Source organism: Novosphingobium sp. UBA6272 (assembly GCF_002440635.1).
Taxonomy (GTDB): Bacteria; Pseudomonadota; Alphaproteobacteria; order Sphingomonadales; family Sphingomonadaceae; genus Novosphingobium.
In genome coordinates this window covers 1-21,091 of record NZ_DJUW01000014.1, presented here as the reverse complement: position 1 = coordinate 21,091, position 21,091 = coordinate 1, and the positions used below count along the sequence as shown (strand labels likewise).

Below are 21,091 nucleotides of genomic sequence, written 5' to 3'. Positions count from 1 at the left end.
AATGTGGACCTATTACCCCGATCTGCTTGAAACGCCGGTGCCGCGCTACACCAGCTTTCCCACCGCCGCCGAATTCGGTCCGGGGGTGAGCGCAGCAGACTATGCCGCAGCACTGGAGACCTCGCGCGGCGAGGTTTCGCTCTATCTCCACGTCCCGTTCTGCGAGCAGATCTGCTGGTATTGCGGCTGCAACACCGGCAAGGCCAACAAGACCCAGCGGCTGGCGAGCTACCTCGACGCCTTGCACCGCGAGATCGCGATCACTGGCGTGCGGCTGGATCGCGAAGTCCGGGTCCGCCGGATCGCCTTTGGCGGCGGCAGCCCCAATGCGATCAGCCCGACCGACTTCGTCCGCTTGATTGACGCCCTGACCCTGCACATGCCGCTTGACCGCCCGGTCTGGTCGATCGAGCTCGATCCGCGCACACTGACCCGCGAATGGGGGCAGGTGCTCGGCGTGGTCGGGGTGACCCATGCTAGCCTTGGGGTGCAGACCTTCGATCCCGCATTGCAGGCCGCGATCGGGCGGATTCAGCCCGATGCCGAGATCGCGAGCGCGGTGGATCTGTTGCGCGGCAACGGGATAAGCTCGCTCAACTTCGATCTGATGTACGGCCTTCCGGGGCAGTCGCTCGCCATGCTCGAGGCAACCCTGCAGCGCACGGTCGAGCTGGGCGCCGACCGAATCGCGCTGTTCGGCTATGCCCACGTGCCGCACATGCTGCCGCGCCAGCGCCGGATCGATGCCAGCGCGCTGCCCGGTCAGGCAGAGCGCTTTGCCATGGCCGAGTTCGGCCTCGGCCTGCTGACTGCAGCCGGCTATGTCCCGATCGGGTTCGATCACTTCGCCAGGCCCCAAGATCCGATGGCCCGGGCGCTGCAGGCCGGGACGCTGCGACGCAATTTCCAGGGCTTTACCGACGATCCGGCGCGGAGCCTGATCGGCATGGGCGCATCGGCGATCGGCTGCTTCCCCGATCTGCTGGTCCAGAACGAAAAGAACGCCGGCCGCTACCGCATGCTACTGTCGCAGGACGTGCTGCCCGCCACCCACGGGATCCGCCGCAGCGCCGATGATCAGCGCCGCGGCGCGGTGATCGAGGCCTTGCTGTGTTTTGGCCGGGCAGAGCTCGATCCCGATCTGGCCGCCGAAGCTGCCCTCCGGCTCGCCCCCTTCGCAAAGCGCGGTCTCGCCCGAATGCAAGGCAGCACCCTGTCGATTGCCCCCGCAGGCCTGCCCTATGCGCGCACTATCGCCGCGCTGTTCGATCCCTATCGCCAGGATTCGCTGCGCCGGTTCAGCTCGGCCGTCTGATCCAAAAAAATGAGCGGCCATCGCTAGGATTGACCGCTCCAGGTGGGGAGAACCGTTGAAATTTGCGTGGTTCCGGCTGCGCCGTTCCCTTCCTTGCCGTCACCATCGACGCGATCTGCCGGGCCTGCCTTGACGGGGATCAAAGATGTCAGAATTTCGTAGGCCTTACATACGAAACCAGCGAAAGACTTGCGCAGCTTAACCGCTCGGTTAAACGGAGCAGCAAGGGAGACTGGCATGGAACTTTCGCTGGCTGGACGCATCGCACTGATCACGGGTGCGTCATCGGGCTTTGGCGAGCATTTCGCCCGGCTGTTCGTGCGCGAAGGTGCGCGGGTGGTGATCGGGGCGCGGCGGGTCGAGCGGCTTGCGGCTTTGGCCGAAGAGCTGGGGGACGCCGCGCTGGCTGTGGCCATGGACGTGACTGACGAAGCCTCGATCATCGCCGCCTACGATACGGCCGAGGCCAAATGGGGCACTGTCGATACGGTGGTTGCCAATGCCGGGATCGCCATTGCCGGTCGCTCAATCGATCTCCCGTTGGACGATGTCGGCAAGGTCATCGGCACCAATTTCACCGGGGTCTATCTGACCGCGCGCGAAGGGGCACGGCGGATGATCGGCGCGGGTTTCAAGCAGCACGGCCGCGGTCGGGTGGTACTGATCGGTTCGATCACCGCAGAAATGACCGGGCAAGGCGACAGCGCCTATGCCGCGACCAAGGCTGCGGTGGCGCACCTGGGCCGCCAGTTCGCCCGCGAATGGGTCCGCCAGGGGATCAACGTCAACACGGTCCAGCCCGGCTATGTCCGCACCGAGATTGACGGCGAATGGTTCGATAGCGAGGGTGGCAAGGCCCAGATCGCGGCTTTCCACCGCAAGCGGATGTGCCCAATCGAAGCGCTCGACGCGCCGGTGCTGCTGCTCGCGTCAGATGCCTCGGCGCATATCACCGGGTCGACCATTACCGTCGATGACGGGCAGGTGCTGTGATGGATCCCAATACTCCGGTCATCATCGGCGTTGGCCAGCATTCTGAGCGGGTCGGCGAGGAGGGCTACCGCGAGCTCAGCCACATGGACCTGGGCGGCGAGGCGTTGAAGGCGGCCTTTGCCGACGCGCGGGCCAAACGCAAGTTGGGCCCGGCGCTCGATACGATTGCCGCGATCCGCCAGTTCGAGATTTCGGCGACCCGGTATTCCGCGCCGTTCGGCCACTCCAACAATACCCCGCGATCGATCGCGCGCCGCGCCGGGGCCAATCCCGAGCGCGCGATCCTCGAAGTCGTTGGCGGGCAGGGACCGCAGCGGCTGGTTGGCGAGCTGGCGGCGGAAATCGCTGCTGGGCGATCCAGGATGGCAGCCGTGGTCGGGGCCGAGGCGATCTCGACCATGCGCGCGCTGCTGGCACGAGGCGAGAAACGCGACTGGTCGGAGCGGCGGCGCGGCAGCCTTGAGGATCGCGGGCCCGGCTATGAAGGCGTAGTCGATCGCACCGCGATCAAGCACGGGGTGGGCGCGCCGATCGCTGGCTATGCCATTGCCGAGAACGTCCGGCGTGAGCGGCTGGGGCTGAGTCTGGCCGATTACCGGCTGGAGATCGGAAAGCTGTTTGCACCGTTTACCCGCGTTGCCGCTGCCAATCCGCACAGCGCAGCGCCGACCGAGCGGACCGCGGAGGAACTCGCCACGCTGACCGAGCGCAACCGGCTGGTGGCCGAACCCTATGGGCGGCTGGTGGTGGCGCGCGATCAGGTCAACCAGGGCGGGGCCGTGGTGCTGGCCTCAGTGGCCGAAGCGCGGCGGCTGGGCGTGCCGGAAGAACGCTGGGTCCATATCCACGGTGTGGCCGATTGCGCCGAGCCTGCGATGTTCAGTCGCGCCAGTCTGGAGCAGAGCCCGGCGGCGGTTGCGGCAATCTCAACTGCACTTGAGCTTTCCGGCAAGAGTTGGGAAAACATAAGCGCGGTCGACCTTTATTCGTGCTTTGCAATCCCCGTTTTCAACTTGCTCGATGCCTTTGGGCTGGACCGCGATGATTCGCGCGGCTGGACCTTGACCGGGGGGCTGCCGTTCTTCGGCGGGGCCGGGAACAACTATTCGGCGCATGGCATCGCCGAGGCCGTGCAGCGTTGCCGGGCCGCGCCGGGCAGCTTTGCCCTGGTCGGCGCCAACGGCGGGATCATGAGCAAGTACGCCGCCGGGGTCTATTCGACCGCGCCGGCCGACTGGCAGGAAAGCCGCTGGCAGAGCCTCGACAAGATCAAGCCGGCATTCGACGTGCTCGATGCGCATGACGGCGAGGCGGTGGCGGAAAGCTTCACGATCCAGCCGGGCAAGACGGGCGAAGTGGCGACGATCGCGGCACGTCTTCAGAACGCCCGCGTCCTTGCCAACAGCACCGATCCGGCGATTTGCGCTGAGCTGCGCAGCGGAAAAGTCGCCGGTCGCGCGGTGCGGATTGAGGAGGGCGAGGGCGGGGTAAACCGCTTCTGGTTTATCTGAACCGGCGCTACGCCCAGCCTTTGCACCCATCAAAGTCGTCACCCTGAACTCGTTTCAGGGTCCATTGCGCCGTTTGCCCCGCCGATGCCGGGGACTACTAAGCCCTGCGGTTGGTGGGCGCGCGATGACGATTGGCTTAGTCGCATGATGGACCCTGAAATGAGTTCAGGGTGACGGGATTTGTTATGTGAAATGTAGAAATCTACTTCACCAGCCCGGTCAGCGTCCCTACCGTCAGCACTTGCGGCAACTGCTGCGGCTCGCCGTTCGCCGGATACCACATGTAGAGCGGCACACCGGCCGCGCCCTGCGCGGTCAGGTAGCGGGTGATCGCTGCGTCGCGGCGGGTCCAGTCGCCGCGCAGGACGACGACGCCAGCCTTCTCGAATGCGGCGCGCACTTCTTCGCGTTCGATCGCGGCGCCTTCGTTGACCTTGCAGGTCAGGCACCAGTCGGCGGTCATGTAGACGAACACCGGCTTGCCACTGGCGCGGGCCTGGCTGAGGGTTTGTTCGCTGAAGGGCTGGCTGGGGAGGATTGATTCGACTGCGCCGCCGCCTTCGCGGACCATTCCGGGCAATCCGAATACGCCGAACACCAGTACAGCTGCCAGCAACACCCACCACCGCGGTCCGGCAGCCAGACCATGTCGCTGACGGCGCCCGAGCAGAACCAGCAGGGCGATCACGATCAGCGCGAGCAGCCCGGCGCTCAGCGCGAAGCCGCCGCCGGCGAGGCGGCTTGCCAGCCACAATAACGCCAGCGCGGTCAGTCCCATCGGTACGGCCATGGCCTTCTTGAACTTGACCATCCAAGCGCCCGGCTTCGGCAGCATCGCCCTGAGGCGCGGGATGTAGGCAATCGCCAGGAATGGCAGCGCCAGGCCCAGTCCCAGCATGGCGAACAGCGCCAGCGCCTGGGCCACCGGCAGCAACAGCGCCGCACCCATCGCCGCAGCCATGAACGGCCCGGTGCAGGGCGTCGCGGCGAAGGCGGCGAGTAAGCCGGTGGCGAAGGCGCCCTGCGGCGATCCCTCGCTGGCAAAGCCCGGCACGGCGAATTCGAACAGGCCCAGCAGGTTGGCGGTGATCGTAACGGCCAGCAGCAGCAAGGCCGCAACCACCAGCGGCTCTTGCAGCTGGAACGCCCAGCCGACCTGCTCCCCGCCCGCGCGCAGTACCAGCAGCAACACACCGAGCGCGAGACAGGCGAGCACTACCCCGGCGGTATAGGCCAGCCCCTCGGCGCGGGCCTGGGCCTGGCTTTCCCCGGCGCGGGCCAGGCTCAGCGCCTTGAGGCTGAGGATCGGGAATACGCAGGGCATGATGTTGAGCAGCAGCCCCCCGGCGAGCGCCGAGAGCAGCAGCGCCCAGAGCGGCGGGGTGGCCGGCCCTGCGGTGTTCAGCGGCGTGCTACCGGGCGGAACCGTTCCGGCTTCCGCCTCGATCACCACACCGTTGCCGGCAGCGTCCATCCGCAGCACGGCAGTCAGCCTGGCCGGGCTCAGCGGCTCGAATTTCGCCCGAGGCATTTCTACCACCACCCGGTCGCCATCGCGGAAGAAGCGCTGCGGCGCGGCATAGTCGGCCACGCGGTGCGCACCCAGGAACAGGTGCGGGCGGTCCAGCGAGACTGCGGCAGGTAAGGGCACCGCAATCCGCACAGTGGTAGCGTCGATTGCGAAGATGGCCTTCGCGCCCAGCGGGGCGGGCAGCGCGGCGCGCCAGGCATCAAAGCGGGGATCGGGTGCACCCGGGGTGCCGACCACAACCTCGGCGCTGAGTTCGGTCTGCTCGGGCACGCAGACCTGATCGGTGCAGGCCAGCCAATCGAGTTTGACCCGGATCGGCAGCCGCGCACCGGGGCGGGCCGTGCCGGGCAGGGTCAGCGTCGTCAGCACCGCATAGTCATGCTCGTAGACATGGTTCATCAGCCCGGCGACCAGCAGCGTCTGCGGCACCGGATAGCGCAGCTCTCCTGCGCTGGCTCCGGCGGGCAAAGTCCAGGTCGGGGTCAGGCCCAGACCGGCATCGCCGGGGTTGAACCAGTACCCGTGCCAGCCCTTGTCCGGCTTCATCAGGAAGGCCAGCGTGACCGTGCTGCCCGGCGCAGCGGGGCCTTCAACCAGCAGCTCGGGCTTGATGTGCGTCGGCTCGGCCAGCGCGGGCGCGGAGAGCAGCAGCGCGCAAAGCTGCAACAGCAATGCAACAAGGCGGCGGTAGCTGCGTGTCACTTGGGACATCTCCTTCCAGCGCCCCTTGCACTTGCAGCGCGGCGGGGGCAACAGGGCTGTGCGTTCATATGATCCAAATTCAAGGAACCCCGATGCGCCGCTTTGCCGCTCCCTTTGCCCTTGCCGCCTCGCTTGCCCTGGGGGCCTGCGCCGGGACTGCGGCCAAGGCGCCGTCCAGCGTGGCCGAGGCACCCGCACCGAAGGGCCCGCCGCGGCTGGTGGTCGCGGTCTCGGTCGACCAGTTCAGCGCCGATACCTTTGCCCAGTTCCGCCAGCATTACACCGGCGGGTTCGTGCGGCTCACCGGCGGCGCGGTGTTTCCCTCGGGCTTCCAGTCGCACGCCGCGACCGAGACCTGCCCCGGCCACTCGACCCTGCTGACCGGCACGCGCCCGGCCCGCAACGGAATCGTCGCCAACAACTGGTACGAGCCCGATGGTCCGCGCGGGGACAAGCCGATCTACTGCGCCGAGGATGAAACCGATCCCGCCAGCTCCCCCCGCAATCCGGTGGTTTCGCCCGGGCACCTCAAGGTCCCGACTCTGGGCGAACTGATGAAGAGCGCCGATCCCGCCACCCGCAACGTCGCCGTTTCGGCCAAGGACCGTGCGGTGATGATGATGGGCGGGCACAAGATCGACCAGGCCTGGTGGTGGAAGAACGGTGCCTTCGTGACGCTGAAGGGTCGCGCTTCGACCCCGGCGGTCGACAAGGTCAACGCCGCTGCCGCTGCCACGATCAAGTCCGGTGCCCCGGCGCTGCCGATCCCGGCCTGGTGCGCTGCGGCCGATCATGCCGTCGCGGTCGGCAATACCACGCTCGGGACCGGACGGTTCGTGCTGGAACCCGGCAAAGAGCCGCAGTTCCGGGTTTCGCCGCGGATGGACAAGGCGACCGTCGATCTGGCGATCGCGCTGACCGACGAGATGGGCCTGGGCCAGGGCTCCGCGCCCGATGTTCTGTCGGTCTCGCTCTCGGCGACTGACTATGTCGGCCACGCCACCGGGGTTGCCGGCGCGGAAATGTGCATCCTGCAGAACCAGCTTGATCAGGATCTCGGCCGGCTGTTCGCGCATCTCGATGCCAAGGGGATCGACTATGTGGTGGTGCTGAGCGCCGATCACGGCGGGCTCGACATGCCCGAGCGGATGGACCAGCAGGCCTTCCCCAAGGCCGAGCGCGTTGACGTTTCGCTGATGCCCGAAGCCTTGTCCAAGGCCGTCGCGGCCAAGACCGGCATTGCGGTTGAAGGACCCTTGGTATTCGGCGATGCGCCGATGGGCGATCTCTATGTCAGCCGCAAGATCGACGCCGGTCAGCGGGCCAAGGCGGTCGCGGCGCTGGTCGGCATCCTGCGCGCCCATCCGCAAGCGGCGGCAGCCTTTACCGGTGAAGAACTCGCCAAGACCCCGCTGCCGAGCGGCAACCCCCAGGACTGGAGCCTGAAAGACCGGGCCCGCGCTTCGTGGCATCCCGGCCGCTCGGGCGATGTCGTGCTGCTGCTCGATCGCGCGGTAACGCCGATCCCGGTGGCCATGCCCGGTGCCTATGTCGCCACGCATGGCAGCGCCTTCGACTATGACCGGCGCGTGCCGATCCTGTTCTGGCGGCGCGGCATGCGCAATTTCGAACAGCCGCAACCGGTCGAAACCGTCGATATCGCGCCGACCTTGGCCGCGGTGCTCGGCCTCAAGGTGGCGGACGGCACTTTCGACGGGCGCTGCCTCGATCTCGATGGCGGCTCCGGCAACACCTGCGCGCAGTGAGGCGGACATGAGCGACAGGCGCGATCTGGTAATCCTCGGCGGCGGGCTGGTCGGCATGACGCTGGCGCTGGCTGCCGCCCGGCAGGGCATCACCAGCCACGTGATCGACAAGGCCACGCCAGAGGAACTGACTGCCGAGGGAACCGACGGGCGCGCCTCGGCGATCTCGACCGCCAGCTGGAACCTGTTCTGCAACATCGGTCTGGAAGAGCGGCTCAAGCCGCTCGGCTGCCCGATCGAATCGATCGCGGTAACTGACGGGATGAAGCCCGGCCGGATCGACTTCAAACCCGAGCCCGGCGACGGCACGCTCGGCCGGATGTATGCCAATCGCGATATCCGCCTGGCGCTGTTCGAAGCCGCGCGGGCCGAGCCCGCGATTGCCTGGTCGAGCGGTGTCGAACCGGTCCAGCGCGAGCGCGGCGAGCACGGCGTGGCCGTCACGCTTAGCGATGGGCGCACCGTCGAAGGCAGCCTGCTGATTGGTGCGGAGGGCCGGCAGAGCCCGACCCGCAAGGAAGCCGGGCTTTCCTCGGCCCGCTGGGACTACAGCCACCGCGCCTTTGTGACCGGGATCACCCATGAAAAGCCGCACGGCGGCGTGGCCTGGGAGATCTTCTATCCGGCCGGGCCACTGGCCTTGCTGCCGCTGCTCGACCTGCCCGACGGGCGGCACCGCAGCGCGGTGGTCTGGACTTTCGATGAGAAGGACGCTCCGGGCGTCGCTGCGCTGAGCGATGCGGTTTTCATCGGCGAAATGGCCAGCCGGCTGGAAGGGATCTTCGGCAAGATCGAGCTGGCTGCGCCGCGGATGAGCTATCCGCTCAACTTCCATCACGCCCCCAGGATCGTCGCGAACCGCCTCGCGCTGGTTGGCGATGCCGCACACGGGATGCACCCGATCGCCGGGCAGGGTCTCAACCTGGGCCTGCGCGATGTCGGCGCGCTGGTCGAGGTGCTGAGCGAAGGGATGCGGCTGGGGCTTGAGCCGGGCGATGCCCAAGTGCTCGCCCGCTACGAGCGCTGGCGCAGCCTCGACAATACCACCGTCATGGCCACCACCGACGCGATCGTCCGCCTGTTCGGTGTGCCCGGCCGGATGCCCAGCCTGGTCCGGCGGATCGGTATGGCCGGTGTTCAGCGCTCAGGCTGGCTCAAGCGCTTCTTCATGGACGAGGCACGCGGCATGTCGGGCGACCTGCCGCAGTTGCTGCGGGCCCAGAGCCATTAAAAGCTAGGTTGCACTTAGAAAGCCCTTCCCCTTGGAGAAGGGATGGGATGGGGGTTCTGCCCTCTCGTGGCTGGGAACCCCCACCCCCAGCCCCTCCCCGCCGGGGAGGGGAGCATTGATAGTAGGAAGACTTTTTCTAGAACGTCGCTTCGCGCGTGGCGGGGGTGGCCGTTGAGGTGGGCGTGGGCGTAACCGCCGGACCGGGCTGGCGAACTTCCTCGCCGGTTCCGGCCTTGAGCTTTTCCGGCTCGGCCAGCGCGGCCTGCTCGATCTGGTCGAGCGCTTTCATTGTTTCGGAATAGCGCCTCGCCTTTTCGATCCAGTCGCCCGCCGCCTTGGCTCCCGGCATGGCGGCGATCACGTCGATCGCGGCGTCGACCTGGCCGGAGCGGAGCAGCAGTTGCGCCTGGGCCAGCCGGTTCTGCGGATCGCTGGTCCCCGGGGCATCGCGGTGAACGACGAACAGGCCCGAAATCTGGCGGCGGAACCGGGTCCAGGGGCCATCGTCGGGACCTTCGCCACGCAGCATGGGCGAGACGGTTTCCAGATCGGCGGCGAGCTGGGCCAGCGTCAGGGGCTGGCGGTTGGCGGCGATCACGGTGTTGACTGCGGAAGGACGGGCCGCGCCAAAGCGCAGCCGCAGTTGGTCCTCGAGATAGCCGAGCGGAACCCCGCGCTCGACCGCGCGGCGTGCGGCCAGCGCAACCAGCATGGCTTCAGCCCGAGCGGTATTGCCTTCGGTCGCAGCGGTTTGCAGATCGATCCGGGCGAGCCGCTGTTCCAGCGCTGCAATCTGCAGCTCAAGCCCCTGGGTGGTCGTGGTGGCGGCTCCATTGCCGGAGGCCGGGAGTGGGGCGGAATTCGTACCGGCGGCAACCTGCGCCGTCGCTGGTTCACGTCCGGGCAGCGCGATCCGTCCGTCCCAGATCAGCCAGCCAATCAGCGCCGCGCCAGCGATGAAGGCGAGCAGCGCCGTGCCGAGCACCGCGCGGAAAATACCCCCGGATTGCCGCGTCGTCGCGGGCGAAGAGCTGTAGTATTCGTCAGGCATTCATCGCCTTTGCTTTACCGACCTGCAGCGCGACCCGCAGGCCAGGGGTCTTGGCACATCTGCCGGCCCAATGCCAGCAATGCCTTGTCCTCTGGGTAGGGTACCGAGGCGACTTCGCCCCAGCCGTCACCCGCCGCGGCCGCGATCCGGGGCGATAGCGCGGCGATCCGCAAAGGTGCGCGGCGGATCCCGTGCCGTACACATTGCGCCGACAGATGCCGCACCGCTTCGGCCGAATGGACTGCGACGATTGCCGGCTCGCGCAGCAAGGCGATCAGTTCCGGCGACATCTCGCGCGGCATGCTGGCATAGACCACACGCTCTTCCATGGTCACGCCCTTGGGCAGGGTCAGGCTGACCCGCTCTTCCCCGGCCAGGCGGAGCAGCCGGCGATGCTGCGGATCCAGTTCGGCAAGCGCGCCCTGCAAGGCGCCGCCGCCCTGATGGAACACCTCGAACCCGGCATTGCGGGCCGCCGCCGCCGTCACTTCACCCACGGCATAGACCGGCAGGCTCTTGAGCACGGCCAGTCCCCGGCCGCCATGGCGGAACACCGCCGGGCTGCCGATCAGCAGGGCGTCGACCTGATCCGGAGCGACAGCCTCCCAGCTGCGCGGACTTACTTCGAACAGGGGGTGGCCGTGAATTTCCAGCCCGGGCATCGTCCGGGCCGTCGCCAGGCTGGCGCTGCAGCCGGGTTCGGGGCGGATGATGACCAGCGGGACGGCCATGGTTCAGCTTTCAGGAGGATCGAAATGCGCGGCGATGGCAGGCGATGCCTGCGCCAGCAGTTGTGCGGCCAGCCGGGCCGGTCCGTCAAGGTCCGCCGCAGCAAAAGTCGTGGTGGCGTCGACCCGTTCGGCCCCATCGGGGGAAAGCAGCGCGGCCTTCATCGTCAGATTGCCGCCGTCCTGCGAAGTCAGCACGGCGATCGGGCTGTGGCAATTGCCGCCCAATGCGGCGAGCAGCGCCCGTTCGGCGATCACCGCGCGGTGGCTGGGGGCATGATCGATCGCGCTGAGCAAGGCGCGGGTGCTTTCGTCCGCAGCGCGGGCTTCGATCGCGATGGCGCCCTGGCCGGGGGCGGGCAGCCAGACCTCAGGATCGAGCGGCGTGCCGTAATGGGCCATGCCCAGCCGGTTGAGCCCGGCCATGGCCAGCAGGGTGGCATCGGCCTCACCCGCCTGCAGCTTGGCCAACCGGGTCTGGACGTTACCGCGGATGCCCACCACCTGGCAGTCGGGCCGGGCATGGAGCGCCTGCGCGGCGCGGCGCGGGGCGCTGGTCCCGATCCGCGCGCCGGGGGGCAGCGCAGACAAGCTTTCCACGCCGACAAGCACGTCGCGGACATCCTCACGCGGCAGGATCGCGGCGATGGCGATGGCGAGCGGGCGGATCGTTTCGACGTCTTTCAGCGAATGGACCGCAAAGTCGATCTCGCCGGCCAGCAGCCAGGCATCGAGCTCCTTGGTCCACAGCGCCTTGCCGCCGATCTCGGCCAGCGGCCGGTCGAGCACCTTGTCCCCGCTGGCGGTGACCGGGACGATCTCTACCTCCAGCCCGGGGTGCGCGGCACAGAGCCGGTCGCGCGCTTCGTGGGCCTGGGCCATGGCCAGCGGAGAGGCGCGGGTTCCGAGTTTCAGGGGACGGTCAGGCATCGCGCCTTGTCCTATTGCGCAATCCGTCTAAGGGAAAGCCAAGATGGGGATTGTCCTCGGAATTGAATCATCCTGCGATGAAACCGCAGCCGCGCTGGTCGACAGCGAGCGGCGCATTGTCGCGCAGCGGATCGCCTCGCAGGACGATGCGCATCGCCCCTATGGCGGAGTAGTCCCCGAAATCGCCGCCCGCGCCCATGCCGAACGCGTAACCCCGCTGGTCGCTGCGACGCTCGCCGACGCCGGGATGACGCTGGCCGATGTCGATGCCGTGGCTGCCACTGCCGGTCCGGGGCTGATCGGCGGGGTGATGGTCGGGCTGGTCAGTGCCAAGGCGCTGGCCATGGCGAGCGACAAGCCGCTGATCGCGATCAACCACCTCGAAGGTCACGCATTGTCGCCGCGGCTGGCCGATCCCTCGCTGCAGTTCCCCTATCTGCTGCTGCTGGTTTCAGGCGGGCATTGCCAGTTGTTGCTGGTCGAAGGCGTAGGTCGCTATCGCCGGCTCGGCACGACGATCGACGACGCGCTGGGCGAGGCGTTTGACAAGACCGCCAAGATCCTCGGTCTCGGCTTTCCGGGCGGTCCGGCGGTGGAGCGGCTGGCGCTTACCGGTGACGCGCGCAAGGTCCCGCTGCCGCGCCCGCTGCTGGGAAGCGCCGAGCCGCATTTCAGCTTTGCTGGCCTCAAAAGCGCGGTGCTGCGGGCCAAGGATGCCGGCATCCACGCCGACGCCGATATCGCCGCCGCGTTCCAGCAGGCCGCGATTGACTGCGTGATCGACCGGACCCGCAAGGCGCTCCTTCGACAAGCTCAGGATGAGCGGATTGCGGTCACCGCGCTGGTCGTGGCCGGCGGAGTAGCCGCCAACCAGGCAGTGCGTTCGGGGCTGGAAGGCCTGGCCGGAGAATATGCCTTGCCGTTTGTCGCCCCGCCGCTGGCGCTGTGTACCGACAATGCCGCGATGATCGCCTGGGCCGGGATCGAACGGCTCGGCCAGTCGGACCCGCTCGATTTTGCCGCCCGGCCGCGCTGGCCGCTTGATCCCGATGCCGCGCCGGTGCGCGGAGCAGGGGTAAAGGCATGATCCCGGATCAAATCCAGGGCAGGCCCATTGGCGTGATCGGAGCCGGGGCCTGGGGCACGGCCATCGCCCAGGCCATGGCCAGCGACGGCACCACGGTGCGGCTATGGGCGCGCGAAAGCGAAGTGGTCGCGGCGATCAACCAGACGCGCGAGAACACAGCTTTTCTGCCCGGTATCCCGCTGGCCGGGGAGATCGAGGCCACTTCGGATCTGGGCGCACTGGGCGATTGCGCCGCACTGTTCGTGGTTACTCCCGCGCAGCACATGCGCAGTGTTCTGGCGGCCTTGCCGCAGGTGGCCGCGCCGCTGATCCTCTGTTCGAAAGGGATCGAGGCGGGTTCGTTCAAGCTGCTCCACCAGGTTGCGCACGAGTCGGTGGCCCATGCCCCGATCGCGGTCATGTCCGGCCCGACCTTTGCGCACGAAGTGGCGCGCGGCCTGCCGACGGCGGTTACCCTGGCGGCGGAGCAAGCCGAAGTCGCTGCTGCACTGGCCGAGCTGATCGCCCGCCCGGCGCTGCGCCCCTACATCTCGACCGACCTGATCGGGGCCGAGATTGGCGGCGCGGTGAAGAATGTCCTCGCCATCGCCTGCGGCGTGGTAGACGGGCTGGGGCTGGGCCAGAATGCCCGCGCCGCCCTGATTGCGCGCGGCTATGCCGAGATGGTGCGGTTTGGGCTGGCGCTGGGGGCGCGGGCCGAGACCATGGCCGGGCTTTCGGGCATGGGCGATCTGGTGCTGACCTGCTCGTCCACCTCGAGCCGCAATTTCTCGCTCGGCAAGGCATTGGGCGAAGGGCAATCGGCGGCAGAGGCCTTGGCCGGCAAGACCAGCGTGGCCGAGGGCGCCCATACCGCCCCGGTGCTGGCCGAACTCGCCGCCAGCCGGGCCATCGACATGCCGATTGTAGAGGCGGTCTGCCGCCTGCTTGAGGGCGCGATCCCGGCGCGGCAGGTGGTAGCCGGGCTACTCGCGCGCCCGCTCAAGGCCGAAGGGGAAGGCGCTTGAGCGAGGCATCCCGCACCGAGGCGCAGGATATCCAGGCCCTGGCGAAGGGCGGGCGGACCAACGTGTTCGGTTTCCTGCTGCGGCTGGCAGGGCGGATCCCGTTCCTGTTCATCGCCGGCCGGCTCTATGGGGCCGAGGCGCTCGGCCGCTTTGCCTATGCCCTGGCGATCGTCGAACTGGCGGTGCAGCTTTGCACCCTGGGGCAGAAGCGCGGACTGGCGCAGGAACTGGCGCGCGAGGATGCCCGGCCGGCCAATGTCGTCGCCGACGGGATGCTGCTCAGTGGCACGCTCGCCGCAGTGGTTGCGCTGGGGTTCTACCTGTTTCCGCTGCCGGTCTTCCCCAGCGGGCAATACAACTGGATCGACCGGCTGGTCCCGTTGGTAATGGTGCCGATGGTGCTGACCGACATCGCGCTGTCAGCGCAGGCCTATCGCTTCGACGTTGCAACCACGGTCCGCGCCCGCGCGCTGGTTGAGCCGTGGACGCTGTCGCTGCTGGCCGGGGCGCTGTGGTTCGTCATTCCCGAAAGCGGAATGATCGTGGCCTATATCGCCTCGGTATTTGCTGCGGCGGTTGTCGCACTGTGGCCGGTCTATCGTACCTACGGCCTGCCGCGCGCCTGGCATCCGCATCCGCTCAAGCTGGCAAAGCTTGCCCTGGCCAACCTGCCGATCGCGGTGGCCGATGCGGTGGAATGGGGCACCCGGCGGCTCGACCTTGCGATCTTGGGGATCTTCGCCTCACCGGCCACGGTCGGGATCTATTACGTCGCGCAGCAGATCGCCTCGCTGCCGCAGAAGTTCAAGACCAGCTTCGAACCGGTGCTGGGGCCGGTCATCACCCGCAACCTCAAGGAAAAGAACTTTACCGCGATTGCCCAGCAGGTCTGTCAGGTCGGGTTCTGGATCACCGCCGCGCAGGTTGGGGTGGCGCTGGCGCTGGGTCTGCCCGGCGAAGGGGTGATGGGGCTGACCGGACCGGCCTTCGTTGGCGGCACGGCCGCGATGATCTTCCTGCTTTCGGCCGAAGTTGTCGCCTCAACCGCGGTGGTTGCCGAAGCGGCGCTGATTTACATCAACCGGATGCTCAACCTGTGGGTTTCACTGGCCACAGTGGTGGTGCAGATCATCGCCTCGGTCGCGCTGATCCTGCTCGCGCAGGAATTTGGCAAGGGTGAGCTTTATTGGGCCGCAGCCGTCGCCGCAGGGCTGATGGTGGCGCTCGGCTTCGCCTCAGTGGTCAAGTCGCGGATCCTTGCGCGGCACCTTGGCGAATCGACCAACCCGTGGCGCTGGTCGCTGGTCTGGGCGGCGGCACCGGCCTTGGTGGTCGGCTGGTTCTTCACCCGGTTCCTGCCCGAATGGGCCGAATTGGCGATCGGCGTCCCGGCGATCCTGCTGGCCTATGGCTGGATGATCTGGACCCGTGGTTTCGGCCCTGAAGATCGGGTCCTGTTTCGCAAGAACGTCGGCGGATGACCGCAGGAGCAGGGCAGCTTTGGTAAGTCCACTTCTACGATTGACTTCAAAATGTGATGGTATAACATCGCAAAAATAAGGAGAGAGTCAACACGAGAGGAGAGTCGTGATGAACCTGCCAAACCGGACCCAGCTTGCCAGCGGCGCACTTGCCCTGGCGCTTACTGTCGGAACCCTTGGCTGTGTGATGCGTGAGCAGACCCGGCTGGTCGACACTGCCAAACAGTCCAAGGCGCATCGGGTCACCACGGCGGATCTGGCCCCTCCTCAGAACAAGTTCGGCTTTCGCGAGGCGCTGGCCCCCGGACCCTTCACCCCGGCCGAGCCGGAGGCGGCGGCAGCGCCGGCCTATTCGATCCCGGGCGATTATGTCGGTCCGCAAGAAGACCGCGAGCGCTATGACGGGCAGGAAGTCTCCCCGATCCGGATTGCCGCGAAGGACCCGGTTTCGACCTTCTCGATCGATGTCGATACCGGGGCCTATGCCAACAGCCGCCGCTTTGTGCGGATGGGCCAATTGCCGCCCAAGGAAGCGGTGCGGACCGAGGAACTGATCAACTATTTCCGCTATGACTATCCACTGCCGGGGGATCGCAGCCAACCGTTCAGCGTAACCACCGATCTCGCCGCGAGCCCGCGGAACCCCGAAACCCGGCTGCTGCGGATCGGGCTGCGTGGCTATGATCTGGCCGCTGCGGCGCGCCCGGCGGCGAACCTGGTATTCCTGGTCGACGTTTCCGGATCGATGGACGAGCCGGACAAACTGCCGCTGGTCAAGGCGACCCTGAACACGCTGGCCGAGCAGCTTGGCCCGCGCGACCGGGTTTCGATCGTGGTCTATGCTGGGGCGGCGGGCGTGGTGCTGGAGCCGACTGCGAGCAAGGCCGCAGTGCGCACCGCGCTGGACCGGCTTCAGGCCGGCGGATCGACCGCCGGGGGCGAGGGGATCGACCTGGCCTATGCCATGGCCCGCAAAAGCTTCATCAGGGGCGGGGTCAACCGGGTGATCCTGGCCACAGACGGGGATTTCAACGTCGGGATTACCGATGCCAAGGCGCTGATCGGCAAGATCGAGCGCGAACGCGACAGCGGGGTGACGCTGACCACGCTGGGCTTTGGCGATGGCAATTACAACGAAGCGATGATGGAGCAGATCGCCGATCACGGGAACGGCAACTATGCCTACATCGATAGCGCGATGGAAGCACGCAAGGTGCTGGCTGAAGAGATGTCCTCCACCCTGTTCACCATTGCCAAGGACGTGAAGATCCAGGTCGAATTCAACCCGGCCGTGATCGCGCAATACCGGCTGATCGGCTATGAAAACCGGGCGCTGCGCGAGGAAGATTTCGACAATGATCTGGTCGATGCCGGGGAAATCGGGGCCGGGCACCAGGTGACCGCGCTCTTTGAAGTCGTGCCGGTCGGAGCCAAGGGCTGGGTCGGCCCGCATCGCTATGGCACGCCGGCGGCCAAGGCGCAGGGCGGGGGTGAGCTGGCCTTTGTCAAGCTGCGCTACAAGCTGCCGCAGGGCGGGGCATCACGGCTGATCGAACGGCCGGTCGCAGCAGCGGGGCTGGCCGCAGCGCCGCCTCCGCGCGGTGACATGGCCTTTGCCGTGGCGGTGGCCGCCTATGGCCAGAAGCTGCGCGGCGATCCGCTGCTCGGCAAGTTCGGCTGGAACCGGGTAGCCGCCCTGGCCGGGCCGCAGCAGGCCCCGTGGCGGCGCGAATTCCTCGAACTGGTTGGCCTCGCCGGGTCGCTGCAGGCGGGCTGATCCAGCTGCGCGCGGGATTTCGGCCATTGAGGGCTTGAAATCCCGCGCGCTTTGCTGCTCACCTTGCGCCGATGCGGCGGGCGGTGCCCGTTTTCGCGAAAGGTGATGCGATGGAACTGATTGAAGCCAACTGGGCGGTCTTCGTGGTGGCCCTGCTGGCCGTGCTGCTGGTCGGCTGGCTGCTGCTGCGCCGGGGCCGGTCCGCGCCAAAGCGGGAGTACAAGCCCGACGTGCTCGATCAGGGCGCCAGCTCGGTCCATCGCAACCAGGCGCTGATCGACGCGGCCCCCGCCGCACAGATCGTGCCGCCTGCGCTGGGTGCGACCATGGCCGGGGTGGCCGAAGCCGTGGCTGTTGGCGCGCAGGATGTGGTCGAGGAAATGGAAGCCGCAACGCCTCCGCCACCTCCGCCGCCCCCCGCGCCAGAGATCGAGCCGGCCGCACCGCCGCCGCCTGCTCCCGCTCCGGTTCCGGAAGTCGAGCCTGCCCCGGCTCCCGAGATCGAACCGGCTCCTGCGCCCGAGGTGGTGCCCTCAACCGAGCCAATCCCCGCGCCGACCCCGCCGACCGCCGCGGTGCTGGAGGACAGCCGCCCGCAGGTGCCGGAAGAAGAGCCACTACCGAGCAATCCCGAGCCCGAGCCGCAGCCCGGCCAGGCCCCGGTACCCGAACCGCAGCCGAGCCAGCCGGTGAATCCCGGCGGCGCGGCCGACGACCTGTCCCGGATCAAGGGCCTCGGGCCAAAACTCCAGGCGCTGCTGCCCACTCTGGGCCTCAGCACCTACGCCCAGATCGCCGCGCTGACCGAGGCGGACCTGGCCGAGCTCGACGGCAAATTGGGCGCGTTTGCAGGCCGCCCGGCCAAGGACAGCTGGGTCGAACAGGCGAAATACCTCGCCGCCGGGGATGTGGCGGGCTTTGAGGGGAAGTTCGGGAAGGTTTAGCGCGCCTACTTGCGCATCCAGCGCGGGTCAGGAGCAGCGCAATAGTGCTTGCCGTCCTTCTCGGAAGACCATGCGCTATCCAGATCCCACGGGCGCCCGGCAAAGTGATCACCATCCAGCGTCTGTTCGAGCACCTGCTTGACGCGGTGGCGCAAGCGGCGGGCAACCTGCTTTTTCCAGGGGTGATCGGTTTCCGCAGTAGTATTGCCGAAAATCGGTGTCTTGCGGCGGGAACGGGACATGACTGTGCTCCTTGCGAAGCCGCAAGCGCCAGCCGGATCGGAATTGAACGGTGGCTTGCGGATTATCGCAAGCGCGTGCGGGGGTGGGACATGGTCAGATCATCCTCTCAACTGCGATCACGCGGTGGCGTCTGTGATGCATTTCAGCAGGATATAAAAATGGCATTCGAGAGCAAGCGCAACTGCATCCGATTTAGCGGTTGCGCAGGAGGCACCATTACTTAAGCTCTTACCACTTGAGCAATTCGCGTGAGGCATGACAAACCCGCCTATGCTGAGCTTGTCGAAGCACTGTCCTTTTCTTCGTGCTTCGCGCACAACCGCCCGAAGAAAAATCAGTCCTTCGACAAGCTCAGGATGGACGGATTTGGGGGAGCCCTGTGCTTGCGATTCAGGCGAGGCGATTGGCCCCTCCCCGGCGGGGAGGGGTTGGGGTGGGAGCTGCCCCGCTAGCGTGGCGACCCACCCCGCTGCGACTAGGCGGCCTTCGACAAGCTCAGGACTCGCCAAGTCTCGCTGCCCCTCCCGAAGCGGGAGGGGTGGGGATCAATTGTGCATCATTCATCATCATATTCATCTGCATCCTCAAGTCCAAGTTCTTCGGCCATGGCTTGGTCACTTGTGGAGTTCCATTCCGGGAAGGTAGATCTCAAGGTGGCGCTTGGCGCGCCTTCAAAAGCAGAAATTGCAACGATAGCGAAACCACCTCGATCAAGCCGAAACATCATGGCCCCATAGTCTTCGAGCAAAGCCTTTACGTTTGTGATGAGCGCATCTCTGAGTGTCGATCGACCGCTGATTCTCTTGAAGGTTTTTTCGCTGATGCGTATTCGCGTGGAACTTGAACGGTTCAGCACAACTGCGAGAACCAATGCGATTGAATGGTATGGGCGATACTTCATGGGTAGACTCCAGTAGCGGGATTACTCGCCTACTGGTTAGAAAGGATGATAGCAATCCTAAATTAGGATTAATGTAATCCTACCGCCCCCACTTCCGCGTCTCGCGCCCAAACCGGCCCTTCCGAGTCCCCGGCTTACCCTCGTTGCTCCGTCCGACCACCGGCGCGACCCGCTCACCCTCCGGAAGTCCCAGCTCACTCGCCTCCAGCCGCCGGATTTCATCGCGCAGCCTGCCGGCTTCCTCGAACTCCAGGTCTGCCGCCGCCGCGCGCATGCGGCCTTCGAGTTCCTCGATGTACCCGCGCAGGTTATGGCCGACGAGGTTGTTGCGGGTGTCGTCCTCGATCTCGACCAGCACGCCGTCGCGGCTGGCGGTATCGGCGACGATGTCGTGGATGTTGCGCTTGATGCTTTCGGGGGTGATCCCGTGTTCGAGGTTGAAGGCGCGCTGCTTTTCGCGGCGTCGGTCGGTTTCGGCGATCGCGCGCTCCATCGATCCGGTCATCCGGTCGGCATAGAGGATCACCCGCCCGTCGACGTTGCGCGCGGCGCGGCCGATGGTCTGGATCAGCGAGGTTTCGCTGCGCAGGAACCCTTCCTTGTCGGCATCGAGGATCGCGACCAGCCCGCATTCGGGAATGTCGAGCCCTTCGCGCAGCAGGTTGATCCCGACCAGCACGTCATAGACCCCAAGCCGCAGGTCGCGGATCAGTTCGATCCGTTCCAGCGTCTCGACATCGGAGTGCATGTAGCGCACCCGCAGCTCCGCCTCGTGCATGAATTCGGTCAGGTCCTCGGCCATCCGCTTGGTCAGCGTGGTGACGAGCGTGCGGTAGCCCGCCGCCGCGACCTTGCGGCATTGCTCGATGCAATCCTGCACCTGATCCTCGACCGGGCGGATCTCGACCGGCGGGTCGATCAGCCCGGTGGGGCGAATCACCTGCTCGGCGAAGACCCCGCCCGATTGCTCCATTTCCCACGAACCCGGGGTGGCCGAAACCGCCACGGTCTGCGGCCGCATCGCATCCCATTCGTTGAAGCGCAGCGGGCGGTTGTCGATGCAGCTCGGCAGGCGAAAGCCGTATTCGGCCAGCGTAATCTTGCGGCGGTGATCGCCCTTGGACATCGCGCCGATCTGCGGCACGGTCTGGTGGCTTTCGTCGACGAACAGCAGCGCATTGTCGGGGAGGTATTCGAACAGCGTCGGCGGCGGCTCGCCGGGCAGGCGGCCGGTGAGGAAGCGCGAATAGTTCTCGATTCCCGCGCAGCTACCTGTCGCGGCGATCATCTCGAGGTCGAAATTGGTGCGCTGCTCCAGCCGCTGGGCTTCAAGCAGCTTGCCCTCGGCCTCCAGCTCCTTGAGCCGCTCGGTCAGCTCGAACCGGATCGCGTCGGCGGCCTGCTTCATCGTCGGCCCCGGGGTGACATAGTGCGAATTGGCATAGACCCGCACCGCGTTCAGGCTCGCGCCCTTCTTGCCGGTCAGCGGATCGAACTCGGCAATCTCCTCGATCTCGTCGCCAAAGAAGCTGATCCGCCAGGCCATGTCTTCGTAGTGCGAGGGAAACAGCTCCAGATTGTCGCCCCGCACCCGGAAGGTGCCGCGCGAAAAGGCGGCGTCGTTGCGCTTGTACTGCAGCGCCACCAGCTTGCGGATGATCTCGCGCTGGTCCTCGCTCGCGCCCTTTTTCAGGTCGAAGATCATCGCCGAATAGGTCTCGACCGAGCCGATGCCATAGAGGCACGAGACCGAGGCGACGATGATCACGTCGTCGCGCTCCAGCAGCGCCCGGGTGGCCGAGTGGCGCATCCGGTCGATCGCCTCGTTCACCGAGCTTTCCTTCTCGATGTAGGTGTCGCTGCGCGGCACATAGGCCTCGGGCTGGTAATAGT

The 21,091-nt window shown here is 66.8% G+C and carries 17 protein-coding genes; 10 read left to right on the top strand and 7 right to left on the bottom strand.

Annotation, left to right across the window (positions count from 1 at the left end):
- The first annotated feature begins 1 nt into the window (after position 1).
- From hemN to B2V17_RS06370, 3 genes are all read left to right on the top strand, one after another.
- On the top strand, positions 2-1,315 hold the full coding sequence (gene hemN, locus B2V17_RS06380) for an oxygen-independent coproporphyrinogen III oxidase (RefSeq protein ID WP_292996343.1): 1,314 nt from the start codon (positions 2-4) through the stop codon (positions 1,313-1,315).
- A 237-nt stretch (positions 1,316-1,552) separates the two neighbouring features.
- Positions 1,553-2,308, top strand: coding sequence for an SDR family NAD(P)-dependent oxidoreductase (locus tag B2V17_RS06375; RefSeq protein ID WP_292996341.1), 756 nt, complete (start codon positions 1,553-1,555; stop codon positions 2,306-2,308).
- Entirely contained in the window at positions 2,308-3,819 is a 1,512-nt protein-coding gene (locus B2V17_RS06370; protein WP_292996340.1) for an acetyl-CoA acetyltransferase, read from the top strand. The genes B2V17_RS06375 and B2V17_RS06370 overlap by 1 nt, the downstream gene beginning before the upstream one ends.
- Before the next feature lie 202 nt (positions 3,820-4,021).
- On the opposite strand, the gene B2V17_RS06365 is transcribed toward B2V17_RS06370, so the two are convergent.
- The gene (locus B2V17_RS06365; RefSeq protein WP_292996338.1) at positions 4,022-6,061 is read right to left on the bottom strand and encodes a protein-disulfide reductase DsbD family protein; all 2,040 of its coding nucleotides are present in this window, start codon (positions 6,059-6,061) and stop codon (positions 4,022-4,024) included.
- A 59-nt stretch (positions 6,062-6,120) separates the two neighbouring features.
- Between B2V17_RS06365 and B2V17_RS06360 the strand changes: the two genes are divergently transcribed.
- Together B2V17_RS06360 and B2V17_RS06355 are read left to right on the top strand one after the other, a co-directional pair.
- The gene (locus tag B2V17_RS06360) at positions 6,121-7,818 is read left to right on the top strand and encodes an alkaline phosphatase family protein (protein WP_292996336.1); all 1,698 of its coding nucleotides are present in this window, start codon (positions 6,121-6,123) and stop codon (positions 7,816-7,818) included.
- A gap of 7 nt (positions 7,819-7,825) precedes the next feature.
- Positions 7,826-9,049 carry an FAD-dependent monooxygenase gene (locus tag B2V17_RS06355; RefSeq protein WP_292996335.1) on the top strand — a complete coding sequence of 408 codons (1,224 nt, stop codon included), beginning with the start codon at positions 7,826-7,828 and terminating at the stop codon, positions 9,047-9,049.
- Positions 9,050-9,185: 136 nt separating this feature from the next.
- Here the strand turns inward: B2V17_RS06355 and B2V17_RS06350 are convergent, their stop codons facing one another.
- The 3 genes from B2V17_RS06350 to hemC are packed head-to-tail and all read right to left on the bottom strand — an operon-like array spanning position 9,186 to position 11,758.
- Positions 9,186-10,100, bottom strand: coding sequence for a hypothetical protein (locus tag B2V17_RS06350; RefSeq protein WP_292996333.1), 915 nt, complete (start codon positions 10,098-10,100; stop codon positions 9,186-9,188).
- A gap of 14 nt (positions 10,101-10,114) precedes the next feature.
- The gene (locus B2V17_RS06345) at positions 10,115-10,831 is read right to left on the bottom strand and encodes a uroporphyrinogen-III synthase (RefSeq protein WP_292996331.1); all 717 of its coding nucleotides are present in this window, start codon (positions 10,829-10,831) and stop codon (positions 10,115-10,117) included.
- A 3-nt stretch (positions 10,832-10,834) separates the two neighbouring features.
- On the bottom strand, positions 10,835-11,758 hold the full coding sequence (hemC, locus tag B2V17_RS06340) for a hydroxymethylbilane synthase (RefSeq protein ID WP_292996330.1): 924 nt from the start codon (positions 11,756-11,758) through the stop codon (positions 10,835-10,837).
- Positions 11,759-11,801: 43 nt separating this feature from the next.
- On the opposite strand from hemC, the gene tsaD reads away from it, so the two are divergent.
- From tsaD to B2V17_RS06315, 5 genes are all read left to right on the top strand, one after another.
- Entirely contained in the window at positions 11,802-12,845 is a 1,044-nt protein-coding gene (gene tsaD, locus B2V17_RS06335; RefSeq protein WP_292996328.1) for a tRNA (adenosine(37)-N6)-threonylcarbamoyltransferase complex transferase subunit TsaD, read from the top strand.
- The gene (locus tag B2V17_RS06330) at positions 12,842-13,852 is read left to right on the top strand and encodes an NAD(P)H-dependent glycerol-3-phosphate dehydrogenase (RefSeq protein ID WP_292996326.1); all 1,011 of its coding nucleotides are present in this window, start codon (positions 12,842-12,844) and stop codon (positions 13,850-13,852) included. The genes tsaD and B2V17_RS06330 overlap by 4 nt, the downstream gene beginning before the upstream one ends.
- Positions 13,849-15,333, top strand: coding sequence for a lipopolysaccharide biosynthesis protein (locus B2V17_RS06325; protein ID WP_292996325.1), 1,485 nt, complete (start codon positions 13,849-13,851; stop codon positions 15,331-15,333). Before B2V17_RS06330 ends, B2V17_RS06325 begins: the two co-directional genes overlap by 4 nt.
- Positions 15,334-15,442: 109 nt before the next feature.
- The gene (locus tag B2V17_RS06320; protein WP_292996323.1) at positions 15,443-17,110 is read left to right on the top strand and encodes a vWA domain-containing protein; all 1,668 of its coding nucleotides are present in this window, start codon (positions 15,443-15,445) and stop codon (positions 17,108-17,110) included.
- A 110-nt stretch (positions 17,111-17,220) separates the two neighbouring features.
- Positions 17,221-18,054 (top strand): hypothetical protein, encoded by an 834-nt coding sequence (locus B2V17_RS06315; RefSeq protein ID WP_292996321.1) that lies wholly within the window; start codon positions 17,221-17,223, stop codon positions 18,052-18,054.
- Positions 18,055-18,059: 5 nt separating this feature from the next.
- Here B2V17_RS06315 and B2V17_RS06310 read toward each other — a convergent pair whose 3' ends face one another.
- The 3 genes from B2V17_RS06310 to uvrB all read right to left on the bottom strand — a co-directional run.
- Positions 18,060-18,296, bottom strand: coding sequence for a hypothetical protein (locus B2V17_RS06310; protein ID WP_292996320.1), 237 nt, complete (start codon positions 18,294-18,296; stop codon positions 18,060-18,062).
- 557 nt (positions 18,297-18,853) lie between these two features.
- Positions 18,854-19,198 (bottom strand): hypothetical protein, encoded by a 345-nt coding sequence (locus B2V17_RS06305; RefSeq protein ID WP_292996318.1) that lies wholly within the window; start codon positions 19,196-19,198, stop codon positions 18,854-18,856.
- 79 nt (positions 19,199-19,277) lie between these two features.
- Positions 19,278-21,091 (bottom strand): excinuclease ABC subunit UvrB (uvrB, locus tag B2V17_RS06300; RefSeq protein WP_292996317.1); only part of this gene is annotated, 1,814 nt, incomplete at its 5' end.